Here is a 23494-nt window from a genome sequence, read left to right as displayed (position 1 = left end):
GAGACTTTTTAATGATAAATACTATTTTTTGTCTAAAATAGTGCGTGTATTTTTCTTACGATATTTTGTGGATTTGTTGCTCTTGTTAAAAGTGAAATAACTGCCACTCCATCCAAAGGCATTTGGCTCAGTTTATTTAGCGAATCAAGAGTAATGCCACCAATTCCAACGATTGATTTTTGATTTACAAGAAGCAACTCTCTCAGTTGTTTTTCTCCAAATGGCTCGGCAGCATCTGATTTACTGCTTGTAGGATAAATGGGGCCAATGCCAAGATAATCTGCGTCACTTTTTTGTGCTGCTAAGAGTTCTTGTTTATTTCTAACCGATAGCCCAATATATTTTTTCGGGCCTAGCTTTTCTCTGGCTTCTGCAATTGCTCTATCTTGTTGTCCAAGATGAACCCCATCTGCTTGGATCATGCAAGCCAGTTCTAAATCATCATTGACAATAAAAGGGATATGTAAGTCCTTTGCTGCTTCTTGGAGCTTCAATACAGTGGTCATTCTTTGATTTTGATTCCTATAAATTGTTCCTTTATCGCGAAATTGATAGGAAGATACTCCTGACTGTAGAATCACAATAATTTTTTCGACTGCTTTTTCTATGGATAATTCAGCAAAATTTTGTGGACCTGCAATAAAATAACACTTTAAATATTCTTTATTCATCACATCTTACCCAATGATTAAGAGGACCGTGTCCGTGACCAACATTAATACTTTCTTTTATTGCGTTTGTGATAAAGGATTTTGCATGAGGTAAAATATCAAGCAGTTCTTCTCCCCGTGCAAGATGAGCTGTAATATATGAGGAAAGTGTATCCCCTGTACCATGTGTTCGATTTGTATGAATTCTTGAAGTAGAATAACACATAATTTCACCAGATTCTGTCAATAATAAATCTGTCACAGTTTCTCGCGCTGAATGCCCTCCTTTAATCAGAACATTTTTCGCCCCCAAACTTTGCAGATCATAAAGCGCTTGTCGTATCTCTTCCTCATTAGAAATCGGGTAATCCAGAAGTACTTCTGCTTCTTGCAGATTCGGCGTAATGAGTTCTGCTAAGGGAAAAAGGTCTTTTTTTATGCACCTGATAGCTTCATCTGAAAGAAGAACGGTACCTCCTTTTGCAACCATCACCGGATCAACTACCAAATGTTGGGGTTGATAGCGTTTAATTCCTGTGATAACAGCTTTAACTTGAGCTACATCGAAAAGTGCCCCTGTTTTTGCAGCAGAAATATCTAAGTCAGAAAACACTGAGTCAAATTGCGATAATATAAAATGAGGCGCTACACTTGAAATCTCTTGCACCCCAAGTGTATTTTGAGCAGTCAGACCTACAACAATCGTAGCCGAATAAACTTTTTGACTGTGAAAAGTTTTAAGATCCGCATTAATTCCTGCTCCTCCACTTGAATCAATACCTGCAATTGTGACAACTTGTGGTACCTCAATCATTTTCTTAGCCCCGCTTTCTTTGAACTGCAATAGATATTATTTAATAAGGCAGTGATGAAATCTCCAGGAAGCCCTTTGACTTGTCGTTCTGCCTGGATTCCAGATTCACTAAAAAATTTAGTAGCTTCATATGAAGCTTCAAGTAGGTGAGAATTTGTGGCTGAAAAAGTAGCGATCGCCGCAGTTAACATATCACCACATCCAACATTTATTTCAAAAAGTTTGCTGCTTGTCTTCACATAATGCAGATGATTTCCATCTGTGATGACATCTGTTTGTCCCGTCTGAACAATAACAGCATTTGTTTTTTTTGCTGCACTTTTTGCATTATTACTGCTGATAGTCGTAGCAAGTGAGTCGATACCTTTACTCTTTTCTTCCTCTTCAGCAAACCAAGCAATTTCCGAAGCATTCCCTCGGATAATATCGAAGTGAATTTCAGATAAGAGTTGTTTCATGATTTTGGCCCTATAAGGAACGTGTACGGCTACTGGATCTAAAACAACCGGGATTCCTTTTTCGTTTGCTAAACGTCCCGCTACAATGAAAAGTGGTACATATTCTTGGCTCAAAGTACCTGTATTTAAAACAAGTACACTTGCAAGTGTAAGGAGATCTTTAATTTCATCCTTTTCGGACGACATTAAAGGTGAAGCACCTAGAAAACTTACAAGATCAGCAACTCTTTGGATGGTAACACTATTCGTAAGACTTAAGATTAAAGGCTTTTGATGACGAATTTCTGTTAAAGTTGACATAAAAAAACTCCTTTGTAAACACAAGGAGGGGAAAGCAAAAAACATACCACATCAAGTTAGATAAACTAAAAGTAGTAATGACACATCCCTTCGCAGGTCTTAACCCGAGCAGGTTTGATGGTTTTTCTCAACTGATAAAATGATCATTTTATCGGTACCCATTGTGTTATGATATTTATTTTTTCTATAGGATTATATTTCATATAGAAATTAATTTTAGTATAACATACTGTGTCATAAAGATAAAGCAAGCGCTCAAATTTTTATTGGTTCTATCATAAAAAGCACTGATGAGTAAAGATCAGTGCTTTGTCTTCTAGTAGTAACGTTTATTTTTTTGTTTTAGTGCTTTACGAACATTTTTCATGCCGCCAACTTCTTTAAACATTGTGTCGAGTTTTTTTCTTTCAATTTCTCTGTTATTTAGACCTGCATAAGCTGTTTCTTTTAGTAGCTTTTGGTAGTTTGAAAAACGTTCAAATGAAAGTTCACCTTGTGCAAGAGCGCCTTGAATAGCACATGCGGGTTCATTGCCATGCTTACAATCAGAAAACTTGCATTGCGATTCTAAAGCTTCAATATCTGAGAAGCTTTCACTAAAATTTGCCCGATCTAAGCCAACTTCACGTATCCCCGGCGTATCAATAATCATAGCTCCTGAAGGTAATTTAAATAGCCTACGTTGTGTTGTGGTGTGCTTTCCTTTTCCATCACTGCGTAGATTATTTGTTTTTAACGCTTTTTGTCCCAATAATGCGTTAACCAATGTTGATTTACCCACACCAGATGAACCAATCAAAACATAGGTTTCTCCGGCCGTGATGTAGGATTGTAAAGGAAAATATCCATTTTCAGTTTGTGAGGATGTCAGAATAATATCAACACCTAAACTAATCACTTGGAGAGCTGCTTGTTTTTGTTCCATATTCTGTGCTACATCTGTTTTAGTTAATACAAATACAGGAAGAGCACCTGATTCCCATACTAGGGTAAGATAACGCTCTGCTCGTCGTAGATTAAAGTCTTCATTAAGCGACATACAAATCAAGACTTTATCTATATTAGTCGCCATAAGTTGGCGTTCATGCGTCTCTCCAGCTGCTTTACGAATAAGAGCTGAGTGGCGTGGCAAACAGCGCTGAATTTGTGCCCGTCCAGTAGAATCTGTTTCTCGATCTAAGAGAACGAAATCGCCGACTACTGGAAAGTCAAGTGATTCTAATGCTTCAAAACGATATTTCCCCGATACTTCTGCTTTGACTTCAACTGATTGAGTTGCGACGATGTATTGATTGCGATTCTGCTCAATCACTCGTCCGGGATAAAAATCTGGATAATTCATAGCTTCTTTTTTAAATTTTTCTGTGAAGCCTAATGTATTTAATCTATAGTTTGTGTTCAAGTTTTGTTCCTCCAAAAAGTTTTAGTAACTTATTGGGAGACAACATGGTTCAGACGTGAGCAAGTGCCTCCCCATGTCTTACAATTTCCTTATTTACGTGCATAATTGCTCCTTTCTTTTACTTCAAGTATAGCATATCTTAATATAAAAAAATACAGCCTTTAAAGCTGTATTTCTCTTTAGATAGTAACAGTTATTGAGGCTGCAATAATGATTAAGACCAGACCAATAATTGTTAGGAGCATTTCTTTTTTTGTTTTTCTTTGATTTAAGAACCAGATTCCTGTCAAAGTTGCTAAAACAACAGATGTTTGAGAAAGAATAAATCCAGTCGCCAAACCATTCATATCAGGTTGAGCAGAGATGAGATAAGTTAAGGCCGCAAATGCAAAGAAGAAACCGGAGATGATATGTTTGTATGATACACTTTCAAAGATTGCCATTTTTGACTTTTCTTTGAAAGAGATGACAATACTGTAAATAAGAGCAGTCAAGAGCATACCAATGGCTTGTGGGAGAAAGGCTTCTTGACCTGACAAGTTACTAGCTTGAGGTGCAGCAGAGTAGGCCCAATACCCAATCGCACCAAGCGCTAAGAAAATAACTACTTTTCTCAAAAGCCCCGTACTTGCAGGCGTTTTTTCTTCAGACCAAACAGTCAAGCTCGCACCAAAAATAATAAGTATAAGAGAGAAAGCTCCCAAAATTTTAGCACTAACACCAGGCCAGTTTCCCAAAGCAACAACACCCCAAAGTGATGCAGCTAAGAGTTGGAAAGCTGTCGTAATTGGCATTACTTTAGAAGAACCAATCAAACTAAAACAGTAAAAAGTTACGATTTGCCCTGCAGCCCAACCGATTCCAGATAAAATACCGAGAAATAAATCCATCCCTGAAGCTAAATGAATGCCTTGTGACATGGAAAAAACTAGGGCAAAAATTAGAGTACCTAAAGTTGAACCAAGGATTTGGTTGACGGGTTTCCCACCAATTTTTGAAACGATTGTTGGGTAAAGCCCCCAACCAAGAAGCGGGCCAAGGCCAATTAATAGTGCTGTTGTATTCATGTTTTTGTTTTTCTCCTATTTGTCTTTAAAATACGACATTGCTTTCTAGTAAGATGTTTGCGTAAGGTGTCATTTCTCCTGTACGGATAAAGGCATGACAGTTATTTAACTCTGCCTTCATATCGCTATGTGGAATAAATTCGACAGGTGTATTAGGTAAGCGATCAGTAATTTGAGTTAAAATTTTTGGGTTATTTTCTTTTATCTCTTCAGCAAGATAGATTTTTTGAACTTCAAGTTCTTCTAAAACGTTATTTAAGACGTCCATGAAGCTTGGAATACCATTATCTACAGCCAAGTCAATTTTTTCTGTTCCTCTTGGAACTGGCATCCCAGCATCACCAATGCTAAGCTTGTCAAAGTGACCCATTTGAGCAATGACACGTGAAATATCAGAATTTATAACTTTTGTTTTTTTCATTTGAAATACTCCTAATCCAGTTCATTTTTGTAAGGGATAGAGGGTTGTGCGCCATATCTTTGTACAGTCAGTGATGAAGCTTTACTGCCATAAAGAATAGCATCCTCAATATTACTGAAATCAGCTTTTAAAACAGTGCTTAAAGCACCGATGAAAGTATCACCAGCAGCTGTTGTATCGACAGCCGCTACCTTGAAAGCAGGAATAATACCAGACTTGCCATCTTTGATATCATAATAAGCTCCTTTACTTCCTAAGGTGATAATCACTGCTTCAATACCAAGATTGTGGAAGTAATCAGCAGCAGCTTTTAGACTATGCTCATCTTCTACTTTTATTCCAGTTATGAGTTCAGCTTCAGTTTCATTGGGAATAATGATATCGGTTGTAGCTAAGAGCTCTTGTGGAATATCCGTTCTCGCAGGTGCTGGATTAAGAATAGTTCTAACATCATTTTCTTTAGCAAGCTTAAAGGCAGTAACTGTACTGTCAAGGGCACTTTCAAATTGGGCAATCAAAAAATCGCTGTTGGCAATAATATGCTTTGAGTTTTCAACGTGATCCGGTGTAAATGCATTATTCGCCCCTGAGAAAATCATAATGCTGTTTTCACCAGAATCATCCACGGTAATAAAGGCTTGACCTGTAGATTGGCTTTCTAAGAGTTGGACAGCTGAAGTATCTATATCTTCATACTCTAAAAGCTCACGCATCATTTGTCCAGCACCGTCTTTACCAATGGCACCGATAAAGAAAGTATCAGCGCCAGAACGCTTTGCTGCTACCGCTTGGTTGGCACCTTTACCGCCACCGGCAGTAAAATGTTCTTTAGCATGTAAAGTCTCACCTGGTTTCGGCATATTGCTTACTCTCAAAGTTGTATCTAGGTTGATACTGCCAATAATTGTGATCTTATTCATTTTAGTTCTCCTTTATTTTTATTTTTCTTGTACTGTCACGTTCAACATAAGAAACTTTAAGTTTAATCTGTTTTTGGTCAATTGGCTGATGGTTTGCCATTTTATAAATTAATTGGGCCGCTTCATGCCCCATTTCATAAGCGGGTTGATGAATTGTTGAAAGAGCGGGATAAACGTATTTGCTCATCAAAATATCATCATAACCAATCAGTTGGATATCTTCAGGAATACGTTTATTTATGCGATGAATCTCCTGCATATATGCAACCGCATGAACATCAGAAGGCAGAATAATCGTATCAAGAGTGTTTTGTTCTTTGAGAAGTTTTTCTGCTTCCGCTTGGATTTCCAAAAAATCATAGCTCATACTTTGAAAAACTTGATAGTCCACCGCTACTTGATTTAAGTAGGTAATACTAGAACTAAAGCGTTCATTCGTATTATCCGTTGTCAATGGTCCTCGAACAACTGCAATCTGCTGTGCTCCTGCTTCTACTACAGCCTTGGCAGCCAGAAATCCGCCGTGGCTGTTGTCAGAGAAGACACCAAATTCACTTTTCTTACCTACACGATCCACAGTTACTGCAGGTAAATCAAACTCAGGAAATTCTTCCTTAAAGTCAACCGTTGTGATGACACCAGCAGCATTGCTTTGAACTAAAAACTGAAGATAGGACTTGATTATTTCACGATCTTCACTAACATTCCCTAAAATTAATTGGTAGCCTTTTTCTCTAAGAAATTCTTCCACTCCTTTCGCCAACATTGGAAAGAAGGGATTAGAGATATCAGGCAATAAAAGACCGACCAAGTTACTTTTTTTACTTTTTAGAGACTGAGCCGAGATATTTGGTGAGTAATTCAAGTCCTGAATCGCATTTTTAATCTTTACCTCTGCTTCTGCGCTAACATATCCGTTATGTGTGATATATCTTGAAACTGTAGACACGGAAACGCCAGCTTTCGAGGCAACCTGTTTGATTGTAGCCAATAGACCTCCTTGTGACATAATGTGGAAACGTTCTCACATATTACTTAACTATTGTAATCGCTTGCTGTAAATATGTCAAGCATAAACTAAAAATTATTAGATTAATTAAAAAACGCAAAAAAAGAGCTTCAACCTTGGCTCTTTCTGCTTTTTAGTCATAAAGATAGAATAAATCACTAGCAATTGTGGGATAGGCCATGATCATATTTTGAAATTTGTCCAAATTAATAGCTTGATTAATGCAGAAATTCAAGATATTTACAAGTTCTTCTGCCACTGTCGAGAGAAGTGTCGCTCCAAGAATTTCATTTTTATCATTTACAATAACATTAATTTTTGAAAGAGGATCAGCTATGCGTTTATAGGTATACCAATCCGTCATATCTATGTTTCGCTCATTTTCTTTATCAAGAATTTTGGTTTGACCAATTTGGGCGAGTTTGCTAGATCCAAAAATAACAGTAGGAATGGCCGGATATTTGATACCTTCATTTTGACCGTCCTGTGCAAAATAACGTGCAAGGTATCTGGCTTCAAAACCTGAAACAGGGGTTAGCTTGGGCTGCTTTTTATCTAAAACATCTCCGATAGCATATATACTTGGATTATTAGTTTGTAAAAATTCATTGACTTCAATACCTTTAGCCGTTGTTTTTACACCGACAGCGTCCAGATTTAGGTCTTCAATATTTGGAATACGCCCGACTGCTGAGATAAAACCGTCAGCAGTGACTTTGCGATTGTCTTCACTAGTGATTTTGATTCCTGAGTCAGTTTGTTCAAGCCTTTCAGGCGAAAAATTATCAATAAAGGAAATGCCTTCCTTTTGTAATTGCTTAATATACGAGGCTGCAAATTCATTCGCGAAACCTCGAATTTTTAGTGCTCCGTGTGTGAGAACAGAAACCTCAGCTCCCGCTGCATTAGCGATTTGCGCTAATTCAAGTGAGACATAACCCGAACCTAAGAAAACAAGACGTTTGGGAAGTTCATCTAGCTCTAAGAAGTCATTAGAAGTCAGTAAATACTCATTACCCGGAATATCCAAAACCCTTGGTCGTGCACCAGTTGCTAGGATATAGTTATCCGCAAAGTATGCCTTATCCCCGACATCTAGATGTCCATCGGTCTGAAAACTTGCCGAGCCATAAACAGTCTTAATGCCTGCGCTTTTCAATCCTTGTTCAGTGCTTGAAGGAATGCCATCACTGTATGCTCTTTTTCGAGCTAGCATCTCTTGCCAATCAATTCTAAGGTTACCGTGTAAACCAGCGGATACGAGATTTTCTGCTCTGTACTTTGCTTCAACAAGTGCCATCATAATCTTTGTGGGATCACAACCATAGTTCGGGCACGTTCCGCCCCATTTATCCTTTTCCGCAATTAGGACAGATGCTCCCTGCTCTTTGAGTGCATAAGCTAGTGCATTCCCTCCAGGTCCTGCACCGATAATAATATAGTCATATTTTTCCATATCTGCTCCTCCAACTTTCTCTTAAATCTATCATAATAGGAAAAAAGCCAAAACGCGAATGTTTTGACTTGTTTTTCCTATTTTAAAACGTCTTGTAATTCTTCTTTGTGGGTTCTAAAATACTTTGCCGCATACGGGCAAGTCGCTTGAAGTTTGAGATTTTCTTTACGTGCTTTCTCGATCCCTGCTTTTAAAAGTAGTTGAGCAAGACCCTGGCCTCGATATTCAATAACAACACCTGTATGAGTGATAACAATATTATTGCCCATTCTCATAAATGTCATCTCGCCGATGCGTTCATTATTGTCATTGTACAAGATAATGTTGTTGTCTTCTTCAACAGTTTTCATAGTCTTCCTCTTTTCTTTTTACTTGATAAATTTTAGTGCACCAGATGGACAACGATTGATAATCTCTTGATTATCAAATTTTTCTCCATTGTCTGGGATAATCCATGGTCTGCGCCCCACTTCCCAGACAGCTGCATTACCACGTACGCATTCTCCTGCATGCTCGCAAATTTGAGCATTATAATAGATATCCATTTCCTTACCACGATAACGTCGGTAACCTGCTTGCTCCAAGTTTTCATCAGTTGTTGCTTGATTATTAATTTTTGAATTGTCCATTTTCCCCCCTTAATGTGATTAGAAGCCTCCCAAGTCTGTCGCCTTTCCTGCCTCAACTAAACCTTCTTCCTCCATATAAACAGCAAAAGGTTGTAATTCTTCAGCATGGAAACGTTCTTTGAAAGCATCAATAGTTTCTTGTGGATATTGTTTAGGGTCAAGCTGCAGACGTTCCACTGGAATAGGACTTTCACCCGTAATTTTAGCATCAATAAGTACAGGTAAGCCTGATTCAACCAACTTCATTGCTTGGGCAAAAATATTGTCCAACTCTTCGACTTTGTTAACTGTAAAGCCATGAACGCCCATTGCCTCAGCAACTTTTGCAAAATCAATCCCAGTAAATTCCACCCCAAGATAACCTCTATTAGTCGTTTCTTGCTCATCTTTGATAAAACCAAACTGTTGATTAGAGAAAACGACATTAATAATTGGTAACTTTTCTTGAGCTTGAGTTGCTAAATCTTGCATAACCATTGAAAAAGCACCATCACCTGAAAGTGACCACACTTGACGATTAGGGAAATCTAACTTGGCCGCAATCGCACCGGGAAGCCCAACACCCATTGTCGCAAACAAACCAGAAGTGCGCCAAAGTTGACCTTTACCCATATGCAAATGACGAACAGACGTCATCGTAACATCTCCAACATCAGTTGAAAAAAGTGCATCCTTTTTCGCGACTTTATTAATAGCATGATAGACTTGATAAAGATTCAACGGATTTTCTTTATCTTCTTCAAGGGTCTGCGTATAATTTTTCCAGTTAGCGATATTTTTTACATTAGCACGCCACCAAGGTGTCTCTTCTTTTTCCTTCATTTGCTGAGAGAGGGCTTTCACAACTTTTTTAGCATCTGCTAAAATGCTGAGTTCTGTCCGTTGTCGTTTGCCTAGTTTTGCAGGATCGATATCTACTTGAATCACGTGTTTCACATGTTCAAACATATTCGTAACATCGATAAAAGGTTGATTCGTTCCCAGCATTAAAACCGTATCTGCGTTTGCAATAGCATCATTAGCTGGTTTTCTTGAAACTCGAGTAGGCGATCCAAGAAAAGCCTCAAAGTCATCATCCACAATATCAATAGCCAGTGCGGAAACCATTGCTGGGGCTTTAATTTTTCTTGAAAGCTCCATAAGTTCAGTCCCTGCGCCACGCATCCCGATACCAGAGAAAATGACAGGACGTTCAGCATTTTGTAAAATTTGCATCGCTTGCTCAATAGCCTCTTGCTTGGGTTCAGCAAGTTCCGGTTGGATATAAGCTTGACTTGCATCAAACCATGAATCTTTTTCAATTTCTTGCCAACCTAAATCAACAGGAAGTTGAACTACAGCCACACCTTTTTTGCTGTAGGCTTGACGAATCGCTTCGTCAATAATATGAGGAAGCGATTGTGCGGTCATGACCACACGATGGTAGACTGAAACATCAGCATAAATAGGATCTTCATTCATTTCTTGGAAAGTATCCATATTCATTCCAGTAGTGCCAAATTGACCAATAATTGCCAACAGAGGAACATGATCTTCTTTTGCATCATATAAACCGTTCATTAAGTGCGTTCCACCAGGTCCTGCAGAACCGAAGGCTACACCGATATGTCCGGTAAATTTAGCGTGCATACTTGCAGCCATCGCACCCACTTCTTCATGACGGACCTGAACAAAATGAATACGCTCTTTTTCTTCTAAGAGGGCATCCATCAAAGAATTAATGGAGCCACCTGGCAGACCATAAATATCTTTTACTCCCCAATTTTCAAGAACTTTAACTGCTGCAACACCAGCTTTTATTGTTTCTACCATTACTATTTCCTCTCATTTCTAAAAACTTAAAATATGAGTGACCGAAAATTAGATGACGAATTGCTGCTCTCTAGCGAAAGCCTTTTCATTTCAATATATCTTAATTATACTACGAAATAGTCTGAAAAGGTAAAGATACCCGAAAAATAACTTTTTAAGAGAGGATTTTCGATACACTTTTTGATTTAACTTACTCAAATTTAAAGTAAGTCAGTATTTTTGATAGCTTCAATATCTTTAGCACCAGCTAACTGCATGGTAATCGATAATTCTTTATTAAGATGTTCAAACACTGATTTAACACCTTCTTTCCCGCCTAAGTTTAAGCCGTAAAGTACGGGACGACCAATAGCAACAAGGTCTGCACCACTAGCTAAAGCTTTGAAGACATGCTCCCCACGACGTACACCACTATCAAAAATAATTGGGACACGTTTATTGACCACTTGTGCAATTCTTGGAAGGACGGTAAAGGAAGCTGGTCCTCCATCAAGTTGGCGACCTCCGTGATTAGATACCCAAATACCATCAGCACCAGCTGCAATAGCTTCCATCGCATCAACTGGATCTTGAATACCTTTCACGATAACAGGAAGATTTGTCCAGTTTTTAATTTTTTGAATGTCAGAGAGAACGAGACCTTGTTTTGCTTCCGCATAAATTTCAAAAATACCTTTTCCTACGCCATCCGACTCAGAAAATGCTGCCAAATTTGGCATTGGAAGTGGAAATTGGAAATGATTAATCACATCTTCTTCGCGATATCCACCTAGTGTAGAGTCAGCAGTTAAGATAATGGCTTTAACTCCAGATTTCACCGCTTTTTCAAGCAAGAACTGATTAAATTGGTCATCTTTACTCATATAAAGTTGAAAAAATTGCGGTGCTCCATTAACAGCTGCTGCTGCATCTTCCACAGATGTTGAACCATAAGTTGAAATAGAGAAAAGTGTTCCCACTTCTTCCATGGCTTTAGCTGTATCAACCTCTCCTTCCATATGAGCTAAACCTTGTGCAGCAACCGGAGCTTGTATAATCGGTGTTTTAAGATCAATTCCAAAAATGCTGGTTCTCAAGTCTGCAGAATCAATTCCCCGTAACACACGAGGAGAGATTGTTTTAGTATTAAAGGAAGCCGTGTTTTCTCGCATTGTCCACTCATCCTCTGCGCCACCACGAATATAACCAAAGGCACCTTTATTCCCTTGAGCTTCCATACGATCTTTTACACGTCTCTCAAGCGAAGCAATATTTACGATTTCTACTTTTTGTTCATCATTACTAGTAACATATGCCATGGTAATTTCCTCTTTCTTTTCTATTATTTTTTCAAGTTTGTACTTTAAGCTACTGCGTTCTTTGTTTCTTGTAATTCAATTTGACGATATTCTCTCGAAAAGAAACTGCGCAATTGATCTTCATTAAATCCAGCTTGGAGCTGTGGACCTTTCACTAAAAGTGGTCGGCGAAGAAGCTCCGGATGTTGTGAGATGAATTTTGTCCACTCTTTAACAGTCATATCTTCTACATTGACGTTTAAATTTTTAAATGCTTGTGAACGTGTTGAAATGAGATCTTCAGTGCCGTTTTCTGTTTTAGCTAACAATTCACCAATCTCCTCTTCTGTCAAAGGATCAGCAAATAAGTTATGCTCTGTGTATTCCAGATTGTGGTTTTCTAACCAAACTTTTGCTTTCCGACAGCTGGTACATGAGGGAGTGTAGTAAAATTTAATCATCTTGTCTTCTCCATTTTATTTCTATTGTAGGAAGTGAAACTCACTTGCTCGAATTGTTTACGTTTGTAAACACAACTATATAATAACTCCTTTTCCTCAAAATATCAATAATTAAGTAATAAATACAGGTTAAAATTTTGATAGTTAAATAACAAAAATATTTCAATTAAATTTCTTGGACTTGTCTTTCATATTTACAGTTGCATTTTTTTATCATAGAAGTTATAATAGAAAAGTTATAACTTTCGTACAGATAACATAGATTTATGTTGATATTATACAGAGGCGAAATTATTATTTTAGGATAATAATTTCGCCTCTTTTTGTTTAAATTAGGAGGACATTTAACTGCATGAATAAAAACAAACAATTTCATCTCTTAGGTGCTGTCATTGCTACCGGGCTCTTGTCTTTTTCAGGTGTATTAATCGAAACAGCGATGAACGTGACCTTCCCTCAATTAATTACTGAGTTTGGGCTAAGTACTTCCAAGATACAGTGGGTGACTACTATTTACCTATTAGCAATTGCGATTATTATTCCTTTGTCTTCGTACTTTAATCACCGCTTCTCGTCTCGTAAGCTCTTTATATCTGGGAATCTTCTTTTCTTCCTTGGTGTCCTGATTAATTGCTTTTCACCTAACTTTACCCTCTTGCTGGCCGGACGCCTTTTACAAGGTGTCGGAACCGGTATTGCTTTGCCTTTAATGTTCCACCTTATCTTAACCAAGGCGCCGCTTGAAAAACGTGGTATGATGATGGGATTAGGAACAGTGACAACATCAATTGCACCGGCCATTGGGCCAACTTATGGTGGTATCATCTCAAACGCATTGGATTGGCGCTATATTTACATCTTTTTACTTCCATTAATCGTTGTATCCCTAATTATTGGTCTTTCTTCACTTCCAGAAGAGAAAAAACAAACGACAAAAAAACTGGCACTTCGACCAGTTTTGGCACTTTCTGTCATGTTTTTCGTCTTCATTTCTGCCTTGAGCGCCGAGCAAATTCTGACCTTTGTAATTCTCTTTATTGTTGGTATTTTAAGTGCCCTACTCTTTGTTTATTATAATCGTAAAGAAACACTGATCGAATTAGCTATATTACGTCATCATAAATTTGTTGCACTTCTCTTTACGCTTCTGGTTTATCAAGGTCTTCTTTTAGGTCTATCCTTTATTTTACCTAACTTTATCCAAGTTTCTGCGGGATATAGCTCTGCTGTGGCTGGACTCTTTATGTTTCCAGGAGCTCTTGTCGGAGCAATCCTCGCTCCAATTTCTGGGAAAATCTTGGATCAGGTTGGTGCGAAGAAGCCAATCACCTTTGGTTTATTAACTGCAAGCTTTGGTATCATTTTACTTTTTGTTTTCCTACCAACGCAATCACTTATTTTATTATTGATTGCGCACATCGTTATGATGCTTGGACTGGGTGTTTCCTACAGCAACTTAATGACCAGCAGTTTAAGCACACTTTCATCGGAAGAGCTCTCAGACGGAAATGCATTGGTTAATACATCACAACAATTTATCGGAGCCATTGCAACTGCTTTGGTAGCCAACATTCTCTCTGTCTTTCAACACGCTCAAGGGTTTAAAGAAGGCACTCAATTTGGGACATCAGTCATTCTACTTATGTTCTTCGTATTAGTAATTCTGGGACTCTTTGCAAGTTATTCTGCATTGAAAAATAAGAAAAATTAAAAAAAGAGCATTCCTGTGCTCTTTTTTTATTTATGTAAAACAATCTAGAGACCATCTAACTAATTATTAAGACTTAAGCCCAGATACTTTTTAATTTTATTTTACATATTTTTATTTATGTAAAATAATTATTATACTGTAGCATCCGACAATTTAAAGGTCACTAAAGTTTCTGCAGGATAGGCTGCCAACTGACTGGCGAAGCTATCGTCATCATCTTTTTTGACTTTAGCTTTAAGATTGATGCTTACCTTATAGTGTTCTTCGGATAAGATATCATAAAGTGAGCGGAGATCTGAAATGTCTTGGCTACTTGCCTTAGGCAATACCGTATATTTTGCATATTCGGAATCAAACCATGAACTTTCTTTCTCAAAATCGACGGGCGAATTTTCATTAATCTGAAGTTTGACAGTGATGCTGTAATCATAGCCTTGTTGCTCAATCATTTTAGCAATTTTTACCATATCTTCATAAGTTCCTGAAGCTTTGAGTTTCAACGTTGCTTTGTAAGTTATACCAGCAAGTTCAAAACTCTCCGCAATTTTAAATGGATCTTGTTCACTACCTTCTTTGTCTACTTGTGGCGGGAAAAAGTTAACTGAAATAGAATAACCTTCAGTTAGAAGTTGCTCATACTGTTTAATGACTTCTTCTGCTTCCAAGTCATCCATGTATTCATTAAATGTACGTTCTGTTAATTTATTGCTCTCAAGAGCTTCTTCTTTAGGGTATATTATTTTTACTTGATAAGTCATAAATGTATTATATCAAAAAAAGAGAGAGACTTGTTAATCCCTCTGAACTTTTCTGCTTTTAGCTTTTTAATCTTTTCGTGTCACTTTACCATGCCATGACAGCATTCCCCCGGTCATGTTTGTTACGTTGTAGTTCATTTTTGAAAGTATTTTAGAGGCTTTTTTCGATCTCATCCCTGATTGACAAATCACAAAATACTTTTTGCCGGGTACTAGTGATGCACCAGAAACTTGCCCTAAAGGGATGTTTATAGCTCCTCTAATATGCCCTTTTTTATATTCATACGGTTCTCGCACATCAATAACTTCTTCTTTTGTCTGATTATTTCTCAGATGTGTAGCAAGCTCTGTTGTTGTTATACTTTTAATTTTAGTAAATAATTCAAACATCAGTTCTCCTTACTGGCCAAACAACCGTCCCAAGCATTTGTACCGCCCAAGACATTAATAGCGTCGATATTATTTGCAGCGAGCCATTGTGTCACCTGTGCTGAGCGAGCACCCGATTGACAGATAATATAGCTTCCAACATTAACTTCGGCAATACGGTTTTCGATTTCACTCATGGGGAGATTACGTGCTGTTGGTACATGTCTAGCTTCATATTCATAAGCTTCTCGCACATCAATAATATCAGCTTTGTCCTTCATTACTTCTATTAATTCTTGCATTGTAATTGTTCGCATTTACTATTTCCTTTATTTTGTTTATAACACCATTATATACCCTATAGGGTATATAATCAAATTTAATGCTTCTATTAAAAAAGACATAGTTTTCTACGTCTTTTATTTTATCTCTTATTTTGTTGAAAATTTACGGCTGCACCTATGAGATTGGCTGAGTTACGATAGTGGCAAACCTTAATCTCAGGCAAAAAAGGCGGTATTTCTAAAGACTTAATTATTTTGTTCAGCTGTTTGTTAAGTTCTGGAACCAGCCACTCCGCTTGTGAAACTGCCCCACCAATGACAATGAGTTCAGGATCAAAAGCATACTGGAGATTATAAATACCTTTAGCAACATTAAATGTAAAGCGTTCCATCTCCTCTTGTGCAAGAATATCCTTTTCCTGTATTGCTCGTCTAAAAACTTCTTGTCCTGTCACATTTGTACTACACCGTTGATTGTAACGCTTTGCCATGTTTACTGCTGTTCCCAGTTCTGAAAAAGTATGTTTTTCATCCATCAACATAAAACCAAATTCACCACCAAAAAGATGTTTCCCGTGATGAATTTTCCCATTGAGAACAACAGCTCCACCTACTCCTGTGCCAAGTACTAGAAAAAGTACATTTTTTAGATGCCTTGCTGCTCCAAAAGCAACTTCGGCAAGAGCAGCACAATTGGCATCATTTTCAATAGTCAAAGTTAAGCCTAACTTTTCTTCTAATGCGTGTTGGATATTAAAGCCGTGAATATAAGGCAATGCGCTGAATCCTTCAATATAGCCTGTTGATTGATTCACCGCTCCAGGAGAGCTCATCGCAACACCAGTAATATTTGTCCTCTCTTGTCTCATTTCACTCACAATATCCTTCAGACTGCTGTAATAATCTTCGAGATTATCGGGGGTTTGCTTCGACTTGACTTCTCCTAATTTCCCTTCAGAGAAAAGACTATATTTAATGCTGCTTCCACCAACATCAATTGTTATCAGTGCCATTATTTATCCTCTTTCAGTTTTTGTAACAGTGCTTCTTCAATGTCAACGCTTGAGCTTTCTGAAACTTTACGATACCAATGTGCTGATTTTTTTAGTTTCTTAATCTGTCTGTGAATATCTAGAGAAATTAATCCATAGCGGTTTTTATAGGAATTACGCCAACTCCAGCAATCTATTGGTGTCCATGTATGATAACCTAAACAAGCTGAACCTTCGACCATTGCTTGGTGTAAATAGTAAAGATGTTCCGTCATAAATTGAATACGATAATCATCTTGGATAACACCACTTGTATCCTCAAAACGTGCTTCATTTTCAACACCCATTCCATTTTCGGAGATGAACCAAGGAATGTTATTATAGTCATTTTGTATCGTTTTTGCTATTTTATAAATCGTCTGCGGGTGAATCTCCCAGCCTCTGTCTGCATTCATACGCACGCCTCTTTTGTTAAAGGATGCATAATATTTTTCAGGTAACCAATCCTGAGCCAAACTGTCACTTGAAAACTCTGGCTCTTGGACACGACTTGGGTGGTAATAATTGACGCCTAAAAAATCCACCGTATTGTGCTTTATCACCTCAAGCTCTTCAGTAGTGCTTTCCCACAATACAGCATCACGCTCTAAAATGTTGACGAGTTCTTGTGGGAAATGTCCTTTTACTGAAGCATCTAAAAACAGTTGGTTTTGCCATAAATCAGCAAAGTGAGCCGCTCTGAGATTCTGTATTTCCTCGTCCTTAGCATAATTAGGCGTTAAGTTGAGAATGATCCCAATCTGAGCTTGGGCATTCTTATTAATTTTTCTAAATCTTTCAATCGCTAAACTGGAAGCTAACTGCAGATTATAGGCAACTTGAACTGCTTTTTTACCATCTTTAAGGTCGGGATAATGGAAACCTAAAAGATAGCCACATTCAACAACTACTATTGGCTCATTATGTGTAAACCACTCCATTACTCGGTCGCCAAATAAGCGGAAACATTGCTCCGCAAACTGAGCAAAGAGTAGCGCCACTTTTTTATTTTCCCATCCGCCATATTTATGGAGAAGCTCTACAGGCAGATCAAAGTGATGTAAGTTCATCATGGGCCGAATTCCGGCAGCTAAGAAAGTATCGATTACGCGGTTATAAAACGCCACTGCTTGAGGATTAGTCTTTCCAGTCTCAAAATCCTCAATAAGTCTGGACCACTGAATACTTGTTCTAATACTGTTGAGTCCAGCTTTCTGCATTAAACGGATATCTTCTTCGAAATCATTGTAAAAATTACTGGCAGTATCGGGTCCAATTGAGCCCCAAAATTGTTCACTAAAATGATCAAAGTCATAATCAAAAACATTGTCGTGTTTTTTCTTGAAACGCCCTTCAGTTTGTGGACCACTTGTCGCTGCCCCCCACCAAAAATCTTTTGGAAATTCTATTTTCATTGTTCTGCTCCTTCTACTTTCCTTCTTCTCAAATAGAAGGATTTATACTTTTTCAAAAATAGACCCTAGAAAAAGTAAAATTTCCTAGAATCTCATCTATTTTTATTCAATAACGAAAGTCTACTTCATGAGTTGTAATTCATACATTGGGTCATATTGAGGACTTACACCGTCATTGGCAAAGTTATCGCTTGATCCAAGCAAGACTTTATTAACTTCATAAATTGACCGAGCTTGATTAATTCTATTTAAAACGGTTTGATAATTTTCTGTTCCTTGTCCAACACGCTTCCAATGATGTAGTGCTAAATTTTTTGTCTCTTGGAGAGTAAAGCCTTTGGCCTGTAAAATGGCTGTTTTCGTCCAAAGGAAGTTAGAAGGCACAATATGATTTAGATCAAAATTGTTATATGTTCTTCCATCACGGTCTAAGGCATAAAGAAACATGCCATACAGTTTATTTTCTGCTGTATATTTTGCTACTTTGTAAATATTACTTTCTTCGTAAGGTTCTTTAGCATCGTACCATCTATTACGGTCTTGCTCTTCCGGAAAGGCTAAACCAGGCATAAATTGTTCTTGTGGAATTACCCCGGTATAATCTTTTATTGCTCTGGCTGTGCGTGTGTCATCTGACCCATATTGTTGGTAACCAAGATATGTAAAGCTGTCAGCAACGTCTTTCAAAGGATTGAGATTGGAACCATTGGTATCATAAACAAATACAGTTCCGTTCTTTGCGAGAGGCCCAATATATTTTGATAATGCTCGAATAACACCATTTGACAGAGCAATATCTGTAGTACTTGGATACGTTTCCATGTCAATATCTAAGCCATCAAGTCCGTATTGGCGTACATGCTCGTCTAACAATTGATTCGCATAAGCATCAAATTCTTCTGGGGTTGGAAAGTTGCCTGCATATGGAATTTTTAAAAGCTCTGAATAATCTATTGCCTTAGTCAACTTTACACCTCGAGCATGTAAGTTAGGGACATAAGATTTTTTAAGCTTTTCAAAAAAGGGGGCAGCGGCATCTTCTTGACCTTGAGGGACATAGCTAAAAACATTGACAATATCAATTCCATAAGGAATATCATCCATGCTTAACCAATTTTCGTCTGTAAGGCTGGTATTGACACCTTTCATTTCCTTATCACGCCATGCACGGTAGTAGACCATAGTTTTCGCTTGCTGGCTGTCTTCTTGTGCCTGCGCAGAGATTGGACCAAAAATAAGCATACCAAGTCCAACTGTAAGCAAACCCAAAATATAGCGTTTCATTTTTTTCATCTTGCCTCCTCCTTAAGAAAACATTTTTAAAAATTTTATTTGTTTTGACTAAACTTTAAGTACCGAAAAACCAATTGACAATAGGTCATGTTTGACCAAGAGAACCATTCGCGAGTGTAATTATTCGGATTGTCCACATCAATTCCCTCATGGCACTGGCCAGTTTCTCCATCTGCGGCAACGATTGTCTCTATCTGTTTTTTCATTTTGTCTATATCGTTTGTTGTCAATCCTTCCATAGCTAAAGCTATTGGCCATACATACCGTGGCGGCGTATGTGGGCTACCGATGCCATGCAAATATTGTCCCACATAATAATAAGGATTTTCTTCACTTAAGCATTTTTCTCTCGTTTTTGTATAAAGTGGATCTTCTGCTTCACAATAGCCGAGGAAAGGCAGGGAAAGTAGACTTGGTACATTTGCATCATCCATAAAGAGTTGTTTACCTAAACCATCAACCTCATAGGCATAATAAGGATTTTTTTCAGACGTAACTAGACCATAAGTTTGAATTCCTTCTGTTATTTCTTCTTGAAGTTTCTTTATTTTTCTTTTTAATCTTGGAGAGTGATGCTCCGGAAGCAGCTCTAGAAGTTGACCCAAAACCACTAAGATAAAGCAATTCCCTGGAATAAAATAACCGTACTTACACGCATCATCACTCGGTCTAAAGGCGCTCCAAACCATACCTGTATAACCAATTGGTTCTCCACGTCCCTCATGAGATAGTGTATCGGATGGCGGGCAATTTGTTCTTTTAAAAATATAGTCTGAGCTTTCATGATGTTGCTCCGTAATAAAAGTGTCGAGAACAAGTTCAACTGTTGCCCAATAATCTTCCTTAAGGTGTTCGCTATAGCCTGTATGCTTGTAGAGTTGATAAGCCAGGAATAAGGGTGCACACAAGGAGTCAATCTCAAATTTTCTTTCCCAAACTAAAGGCGATATTTGAACATTAGAGACATCTTGACTATAGTGATTGTTTGTTGGTTCTTTATTAAAAGCATTGGCATAAGGATCATGATTAATATAACGTAATTGTTGCTTCAACACACCGTGAACCAAAGATGTTATCTCCGGAATAGAATCCGCCATTTCCAAATATGGGAGTATTTGAAAGGTAGAATCTCTTAACCACATTGCCGGAATATCACCTGTGGCCACAAATATTTCCCCATTTTCACGTACTGAAACGGTGTTTGAAATAGTATCCACTATGGCATCTTGAAAAAGTGATGTAGCTCGGTCATCCCATAGACGAATTGTCTCTGCATGTTTTTTAATCTTGGAGATTAACTCTTCTTGTTTTATCAACTCCTTTGTCCTCCTACTATTTTTTGAAAAAGATACCATAAGTTCTAATTTCACCTGGTCTAAATTCTTCCATTATGAGCTCTTCGGCAGAATCTTCAAGATTGCCAATAATTTTACCTTCCAAGTTTAACAGCTTAATTGTTGCTGGCTTTCGAAGTTTGATGATTCCCGGCATATCTTGGGCAGTATCACAGGGATTATAGAGCCGTAATTGTATACCTCTTTGATCGATACTAGTTTCCATACTGCTGAAGGCTACTTCACTGTTTGCTAAAGCTATTACCTGTTGCTCTTTTAATTCTAGCTTCTTCTTGTTTATAGGGAAATATTCTATTGGTGTGCTAAAGCGATTGATTGTCTGTGTTTGGTAATATATATTTTCCTGTGTAGTGAGTAGGTATTGATTTTGGAGAGCTGCAGCATTAAAATCAGTGTCTATCACGATATTTCCTTCAAAGAAAACTTCCCCTAAAAGTTGGCTATCAGGTGTTTCAACCTCTCTGGTTTGCAAACCAGAAGCATCTCCTGGTCGTCTTTGTGTATCTGGTCTTCCTAGGTAACCCACGCCTCTAAATATGGTAATGGCAAGCTCTTGCTGCTCCTTATCAAGAACTTGGAAATCTTTTGTTCCTTTACTTAAGAAACTCCAACTTGTCTTCGTATCATGAAGATTGGTGAAGTGAATCATCGGACGCATGCTTGTGGGTTCTTCTTTATATCCTCTTGCTCGCCAATCTTGCAAGTGCTTTTCTTCAATCGGTCGATTGATAATACCAAAAGGTGTATCACTGGTCGAAAACTCAGACTGAACATCTGTTTTAAGTACTAGGCGTAAACGATGATCAAGCACTTGATTATTCACATTTAGTCTAAGCTGAATCCGATTATCCTGCTTATTAAGCTCTAAAGTTAATGTATATGTGACCTGTCCATCAAGTTGTCGTTCTTTCCGTGATGCCAGGTTATAAGGAAGTTTCCATTCGCCTTCTACAATTATTCGGCTTAGTAATTTTCCTTGTTCCACATGAAAAGTTTGACTGTTATTAAAGTTCAGATTTAAGATCCAATCCGCAAAGGCTGGTGAATAATCGTAGGTATCTCCTTCATCTCCTCCATCTTCAAAAGATAGAAAATCTAAATATTTTTTACCATTCTTCTTAAGGCAAAGATTGAACTTTCCCTCAGTAAACTCAATCTGATAAAAATCATTTTCAATCCTTGTTGCCTTTAGCAGTGTTTGAGGCTTTTCTTCCTCGGCACTAATATGATAATGTACATAGCCCATGGCTGGTAAAGTGCATTCTACTGCTATTGTACTAACATAGTAAGATTCATCAAGCATTTCCTCAGGATTTCTGCGAAGTAATGCTGCATTTTCTGTTACTTGCTCAATAATCTCAAAAGCTACCTTCTCTCCCCTGTCGTCAGTGAGTGAAAAATGTTTATTTTGTGTAGAAAGTTTGACTTTCTTTATCACTTTAAGCTCAAAAGGAAGAGGATTCCACATGAAAAGACTGTCTTCTTGATTCCTATTTAGTGAAATACTTAATTTTCTGAGCAAGTAGTCCATACAAGACTGAGCTTCCTGTAGGCCATTTATCCCACGCATATAGATATCGCGGTTAGTTTTATCACTATTACAACCACCAGCACTGTCGTGTGCTTGACCGCGGCTTACTATCTTCCACAAGCTATCTATTAGACCTTGTTTAACAGGAATGCCATAACGTGCAGCTAAAACAGACATTGGTTCTAACTGATAAGTTAAAAGACGCTCAAGTTGATCATAGACTTGTTTTAAGTCATAACGTGATGAATAAATACCACGGTGAATTTTGGAATCTATTGGCTCAATAAACTCGCCCTTGATATCTAGAAATTCTTGGGCATCTTTTTCGAGTGCCTTGAAAAATTGCGGATAGTTACTTTCAATAAACACTGTTGATTCTTCAATTTCTTGATTTGCCTTATCGATCCTTGTTTTTAAATTAAAATCAACTGCACGCTGATCCCCTCCCACCGGTAAAAGATGCGCGTTGCTATTTGTATGTGTTGATATTCTTTCAACCAGGTCTGAAAAATCATTCTTTTCTACTAAATCAACTCCCGCATAGTAACCATTTTTAATATTGGCTGTCAGTACTTTTGAACCATCATTACTTGACCAATAAAAGTAGCGCGTGTTCGCTTCATTCGGCATCCCGCGCCAAAAAAGGGCATGTTGGATATCAAAGCCATGATAGATTTTCGGCATGTCTTGACTTTGACCAAAAGAATCTGGCAAGTAGCCAATTCTCATAGCACTGCCTAGTTCTTCTGCTTCACGAATACCAATACGTAGATTTCTCACTATTGATTCCCCAGAAGTTGTCATTTCATCAATTTGTGTGAACCAAGGTCCGACGAAGAGTCTGCCCGCCTGGACAAATTTTTTCAGCTGTTTTTCTCTTTCAGGAAAGAGACTGAGATAATCTTCGACAATTGACATTTGACCATCTAAAGTATAAAAATCCAACTGATTACTTTCCAAAGCTTCTAAAACTTCATCCATGTGAAAAATAAATTGCACACGTGCTTCTTGTCTTGTAAAATACCATTCAAAATCCCAGTGAGTATGTGCAACAGTATATACTTTTTTCAT

The 23494-nt window shown here is 37.8% G+C and carries 23 protein-coding genes and 1 riboswitch; of the genes, 1 reads left to right on the top strand and 22 read right to left on the bottom strand.

Translation table 11 applies throughout. The features are described 5' to 3' along the window. Positions 1-32: 32 nt before the first annotated feature. From thiE to spx, 14 genes are all read right to left on the bottom strand, one after another. The gene (gene thiE / locus J0J35_RS03305; RefSeq protein ID WP_019293918.1) at positions 33-671 is read right to left on the bottom strand and encodes a thiamine phosphate synthase; all 639 of its coding nucleotides are present in this window, start codon (positions 669-671) and stop codon (positions 33-35) included. Then, positions 664-1464: a bifunctional hydroxymethylpyrimidine kinase/phosphomethylpyrimidine kinase gene (thiD, locus tag J0J35_RS03300; RefSeq protein WP_117517584.1), complete on the bottom strand. Its 801-nt coding sequence runs from the start codon at positions 1462-1464 to the stop codon at positions 664-666. The genes thiE and thiD overlap by 8 nt, the downstream gene beginning before the upstream one ends. Beyond that, a complete protein-coding gene (thiM, locus tag J0J35_RS03295; protein WP_117517586.1) occupies positions 1461-2222 on the bottom strand; it encodes a hydroxyethylthiazole kinase in 762 nt (253 codons plus the stop codon). The genes thiD and thiM overlap by 4 nt, the downstream gene beginning before the upstream one ends. Before the next feature lie 68 nt (positions 2223-2290). After that, positions 2291-2394, bottom strand: a riboswitch (TPP riboswitch). 144 nt (positions 2395-2538) lie between these two features. Beyond that, a complete protein-coding gene (rsgA, locus tag J0J35_RS03290) occupies positions 2539-3624 on the bottom strand; it encodes a ribosome small subunit-dependent GTPase A (protein WP_117517588.1) in 1086 nt (361 codons plus the stop codon). Between the two features lie 179 nt (positions 3625-3803). Then, complete coding sequence (rbsU, locus tag J0J35_RS03285) at positions 3804-4691, bottom strand: ribose/proton symporter RbsU (protein WP_019292290.1); 888 nt, start codon at positions 4689-4691, stop codon at positions 3804-3806. A 25-nt stretch (positions 4692-4716) separates the two neighbouring features. Further along, the gene (rbsD, locus tag J0J35_RS03280; RefSeq protein ID WP_019292291.1) at positions 4717-5112 is read right to left on the bottom strand and encodes a D-ribose pyranase; all 396 of its coding nucleotides are present in this window, start codon (positions 5110-5112) and stop codon (positions 4717-4719) included. Positions 5113-5123: 11 nt separating this feature from the next. Next, positions 5124-6032 (bottom strand): ribokinase, encoded by a 909-nt coding sequence (gene rbsK, locus J0J35_RS03275; RefSeq protein WP_206917752.1) that lies wholly within the window; start codon positions 6030-6032, stop codon positions 5124-5126. Between the two features lies 1 nt (position 6033). Continuing rightward, positions 6034-7023 (bottom strand): LacI family DNA-binding transcriptional regulator, encoded by a 990-nt coding sequence (locus J0J35_RS03270; protein ID WP_206917744.1) that lies wholly within the window; start codon positions 7021-7023, stop codon positions 6034-6036. A gap of 151 nt (positions 7024-7174) precedes the next feature. Beyond that, positions 7175-8497: an NAD(P)/FAD-dependent oxidoreductase gene (locus J0J35_RS03265; RefSeq protein WP_206917742.1), complete on the bottom strand. Its 1323-nt coding sequence runs from the start codon at positions 8495-8497 to the stop codon at positions 7175-7177. A gap of 77 nt (positions 8498-8574) precedes the next feature. Then, positions 8575-8847 (bottom strand): GNAT family N-acetyltransferase, encoded by a 273-nt coding sequence (locus J0J35_RS03260; protein WP_206917740.1) that lies wholly within the window; start codon positions 8845-8847, stop codon positions 8575-8577. An 18-nt stretch (positions 8848-8865) separates the two neighbouring features. Beyond that, positions 8866-9126, bottom strand: a complete 261-nt coding sequence (locus J0J35_RS03255; protein WP_019292296.1) for a (4Fe-4S)-binding protein — start codon at positions 9124-9126, stop codon at positions 8866-8868. Positions 9127-9144: 18 nt separating this feature from the next. Next, positions 9145-10938: a pyruvate oxidase gene (gene spxB, locus J0J35_RS03250; RefSeq protein ID WP_206917738.1), complete on the bottom strand. Its 1794-nt coding sequence runs from the start codon at positions 10936-10938 to the stop codon at positions 9145-9147. Positions 10939-11138: 200 nt separating this feature from the next. After that, positions 11139-12236, bottom strand: coding sequence for a lactate oxidase (locus tag J0J35_RS03245; protein WP_206917734.1), 1098 nt, complete (start codon positions 12234-12236; stop codon positions 11139-11141). 44 nt (positions 12237-12280) lie between these two features. Continuing rightward, a complete protein-coding gene (spx, locus tag J0J35_RS03240) occupies positions 12281-12676 on the bottom strand; it encodes a transcriptional regulator Spx (RefSeq protein ID WP_086582569.1) in 396 nt (131 codons plus the stop codon). 352 nt (positions 12677-13028) lie between these two features. Here spx and J0J35_RS03235 point away from each other — a divergent pair, with 352 nt between their 5' ends. Next, a complete protein-coding gene (locus J0J35_RS03235; RefSeq protein ID WP_206917721.1) occupies positions 13029-14387 on the top strand; it encodes an MFS transporter in 1359 nt (452 codons plus the stop codon). Between the two features lie 131 nt (positions 14388-14518). Here the strand turns inward: J0J35_RS03235 and J0J35_RS03230 are convergent, their stop codons facing one another. The 8 genes from J0J35_RS03230 to J0J35_RS03195 form a co-directional block, all read right to left on the bottom strand. Continuing rightward, positions 14519-15145 carry a hypothetical protein gene (locus J0J35_RS03230; protein WP_019292300.1) on the bottom strand — a complete coding sequence of 209 codons (627 nt, stop codon included), beginning with the start codon at positions 15143-15145 and terminating at the stop codon, positions 14519-14521. Positions 15146-15211: 66 nt separating this feature from the next. Further along, the gene (locus J0J35_RS03225; protein WP_206917719.1) at positions 15212-15535 is read right to left on the bottom strand and encodes a rhodanese-like domain-containing protein; all 324 of its coding nucleotides are present in this window, start codon (positions 15533-15535) and stop codon (positions 15212-15214) included. Then, positions 15535-15831 (bottom strand): rhodanese-like domain-containing protein, encoded by a 297-nt coding sequence (locus J0J35_RS03220; protein WP_206917714.1) that lies wholly within the window; start codon positions 15829-15831, stop codon positions 15535-15537. Before J0J35_RS03220 ends, J0J35_RS03225 begins: the two co-directional genes overlap by 1 nt. 107 nt (positions 15832-15938) lie before the next feature. Beyond that, on the bottom strand, positions 15939-16811 hold the full coding sequence (locus J0J35_RS03215; protein WP_206917712.1) for an ROK family protein: 873 nt from the start codon (positions 16809-16811) through the stop codon (positions 15939-15941). Further along, positions 16811-18244 carry a glycoside hydrolase family 1 protein gene (locus tag J0J35_RS03210; RefSeq protein WP_206917708.1) on the bottom strand — a complete coding sequence of 478 codons (1434 nt, stop codon included), beginning with the start codon at positions 18242-18244 and terminating at the stop codon, positions 16811-16813. The genes J0J35_RS03215 and J0J35_RS03210 overlap by 1 nt, the downstream gene beginning before the upstream one ends. Positions 18245-18364: 120 nt before the next feature. After that, complete coding sequence (locus J0J35_RS03205; protein ID WP_206917706.1) at positions 18365-19537, bottom strand: endoglycosidase; 1173 nt, start codon at positions 19535-19537, stop codon at positions 18365-18367. 35 nt (positions 19538-19572) lie between these two features. Further along, positions 19573-20892, bottom strand: a complete 1320-nt coding sequence (locus tag J0J35_RS03200; protein WP_206918149.1) for a glycoside hydrolase family 125 protein — start codon at positions 20890-20892, stop codon at positions 19573-19575. Further along, positions 20870-23494, bottom strand: a complete 2625-nt coding sequence (locus J0J35_RS03195; protein WP_206917704.1) for a glycoside hydrolase family 38 C-terminal domain-containing protein — start codon at positions 23492-23494, stop codon at positions 20870-20872. The genes J0J35_RS03200 and J0J35_RS03195 overlap by 23 nt, the downstream gene beginning before the upstream one ends.

The sequence above is a fragment of the Lactococcus sp. LG606 genome (genome assembly GCF_017309645.1).
In the GTDB taxonomy this organism is placed as follows: domain Bacteria; phylum Bacillota; class Bacilli; order Lactobacillales; family Streptococcaceae; genus Lactococcus; species Lactococcus petauri.
The sequence above is the reverse complement of the archived record's forward strand: the minus strand, read 5'-3'. Positions and strand labels throughout refer to the sequence as shown.

Bases quoted from the DNA above. Each gene is read 5' to 3' on its own strand.
- thiE (WP_019293918.1), bottom strand. From the start codon at position 671: ATGAATAAAGAATATTTAAAGTGTTATTTTATTGCAGGTCCACAAAAT.
- thiD (WP_117517584.1), bottom strand. From the start codon at position 1,464: ATGATTGAGGTACCACAAGTTGTCACAATTGCAGGTATTGATTCAAGT.
- thiM (WP_117517586.1), bottom strand. From the start codon at position 2,222: ATGTCAACTTTAACAGAAATTCGTCATCAAAAGCCTTTAATCTTAAGT.
- rbsU (WP_019292290.1), bottom strand. From the start codon at position 4,691: ATGAATACAACAGCACTATTAATTGGCCTTGGCCCGCTTCTTGGTTGG.
- rbsD (WP_019292291.1), bottom strand. From the start codon at position 5,112: ATGAAAAAAACAAAAGTTATAAATTCTGATATTTCACGTGTCATTGCT.
- rbsK (WP_206917752.1), bottom strand. From the start codon at position 6,032: ATGAATAAGATCACAATTATTGGCAGTATCAACCTAGATACAACTTTG.
- J0J35_RS03265 (WP_206917742.1), bottom strand. From the start codon at position 8,497: ATGGAAAAATATGACTATATTATTATCGGTGCAGGACCTGGAGGGAAT.
- J0J35_RS03260 (WP_206917740.1), bottom strand. From the start codon at position 8,847: ATGAAAACTGTTGAAGAAGACAACAACATTATCTTGTACAATGACAAT.
- J0J35_RS03255 (WP_019292296.1), bottom strand. From the start codon at position 9,126: ATGGACAATTCAAAAATTAATAATCAAGCAACAACTGATGAAAACTTG.
- spxB (WP_206917738.1), bottom strand. From the start codon at position 10,938: ATGGTAGAAACAATAAAAGCTGGTGTTGCAGCAGTTAAAGTTCTTGAA.
- J0J35_RS03245 (WP_206917734.1), bottom strand. From the start codon at position 12,236: ATGGCATATGTTACTAGTAATGATGAACAAAAAGTAGAAATCGTAAAT.
- spx (WP_086582569.1), bottom strand. From the start codon at position 12,676: ATGATTAAATTTTACTACACTCCCTCATGTACCAGCTGTCGGAAAGCA.
- J0J35_RS03235 (WP_206917721.1), top strand. From the start codon at position 13,029: ATGAATAAAAACAAACAATTTCATCTCTTAGGTGCTGTCATTGCTACC.
- J0J35_RS03230 (WP_019292300.1), bottom strand. From the start codon at position 15,145: ATGACTTATCAAGTAAAAATAATATACCCTAAAGAAGAAGCTCTTGAG.
- J0J35_RS03225 (WP_206917719.1), bottom strand. From the start codon at position 15,535: ATGTTTGAATTATTTACTAAAATTAAAAGTATAACAACAACAGAGCTT.
- J0J35_RS03220 (WP_206917714.1), bottom strand. From the start codon at position 15,831: ATGCGAACAATTACAATGCAAGAATTAATAGAAGTAATGAAGGACAAA.
- J0J35_RS03215 (WP_206917712.1), bottom strand. From the start codon at position 16,811: ATGGCACTGATAACAATTGATGTTGGTGGAAGCAGCATTAAATATAGT.
- J0J35_RS03210 (WP_206917708.1), bottom strand. From the start codon at position 18,244: ATGAAAATAGAATTTCCAAAAGATTTTTGGTGGGGGGCAGCGACAAGT.
- J0J35_RS03205 (WP_206917706.1), bottom strand. From the start codon at position 19,537: ATGAAAAAAATGAAACGCTATATTTTGGGTTTGCTTACAGTTGGACTT.
- J0J35_RS03200 (WP_206918149.1), bottom strand. From the start codon at position 20,892: ATGGTATCTTTTTCAAAAAATAGTAGGAGGACAAAGGAGTTGATAAAA.
- J0J35_RS03195 (WP_206917704.1), bottom strand. From the start codon at position 23,494: ATGAAAAAAGTATATACTGTTGCACATACTCACTGGGATTTTGAATGG.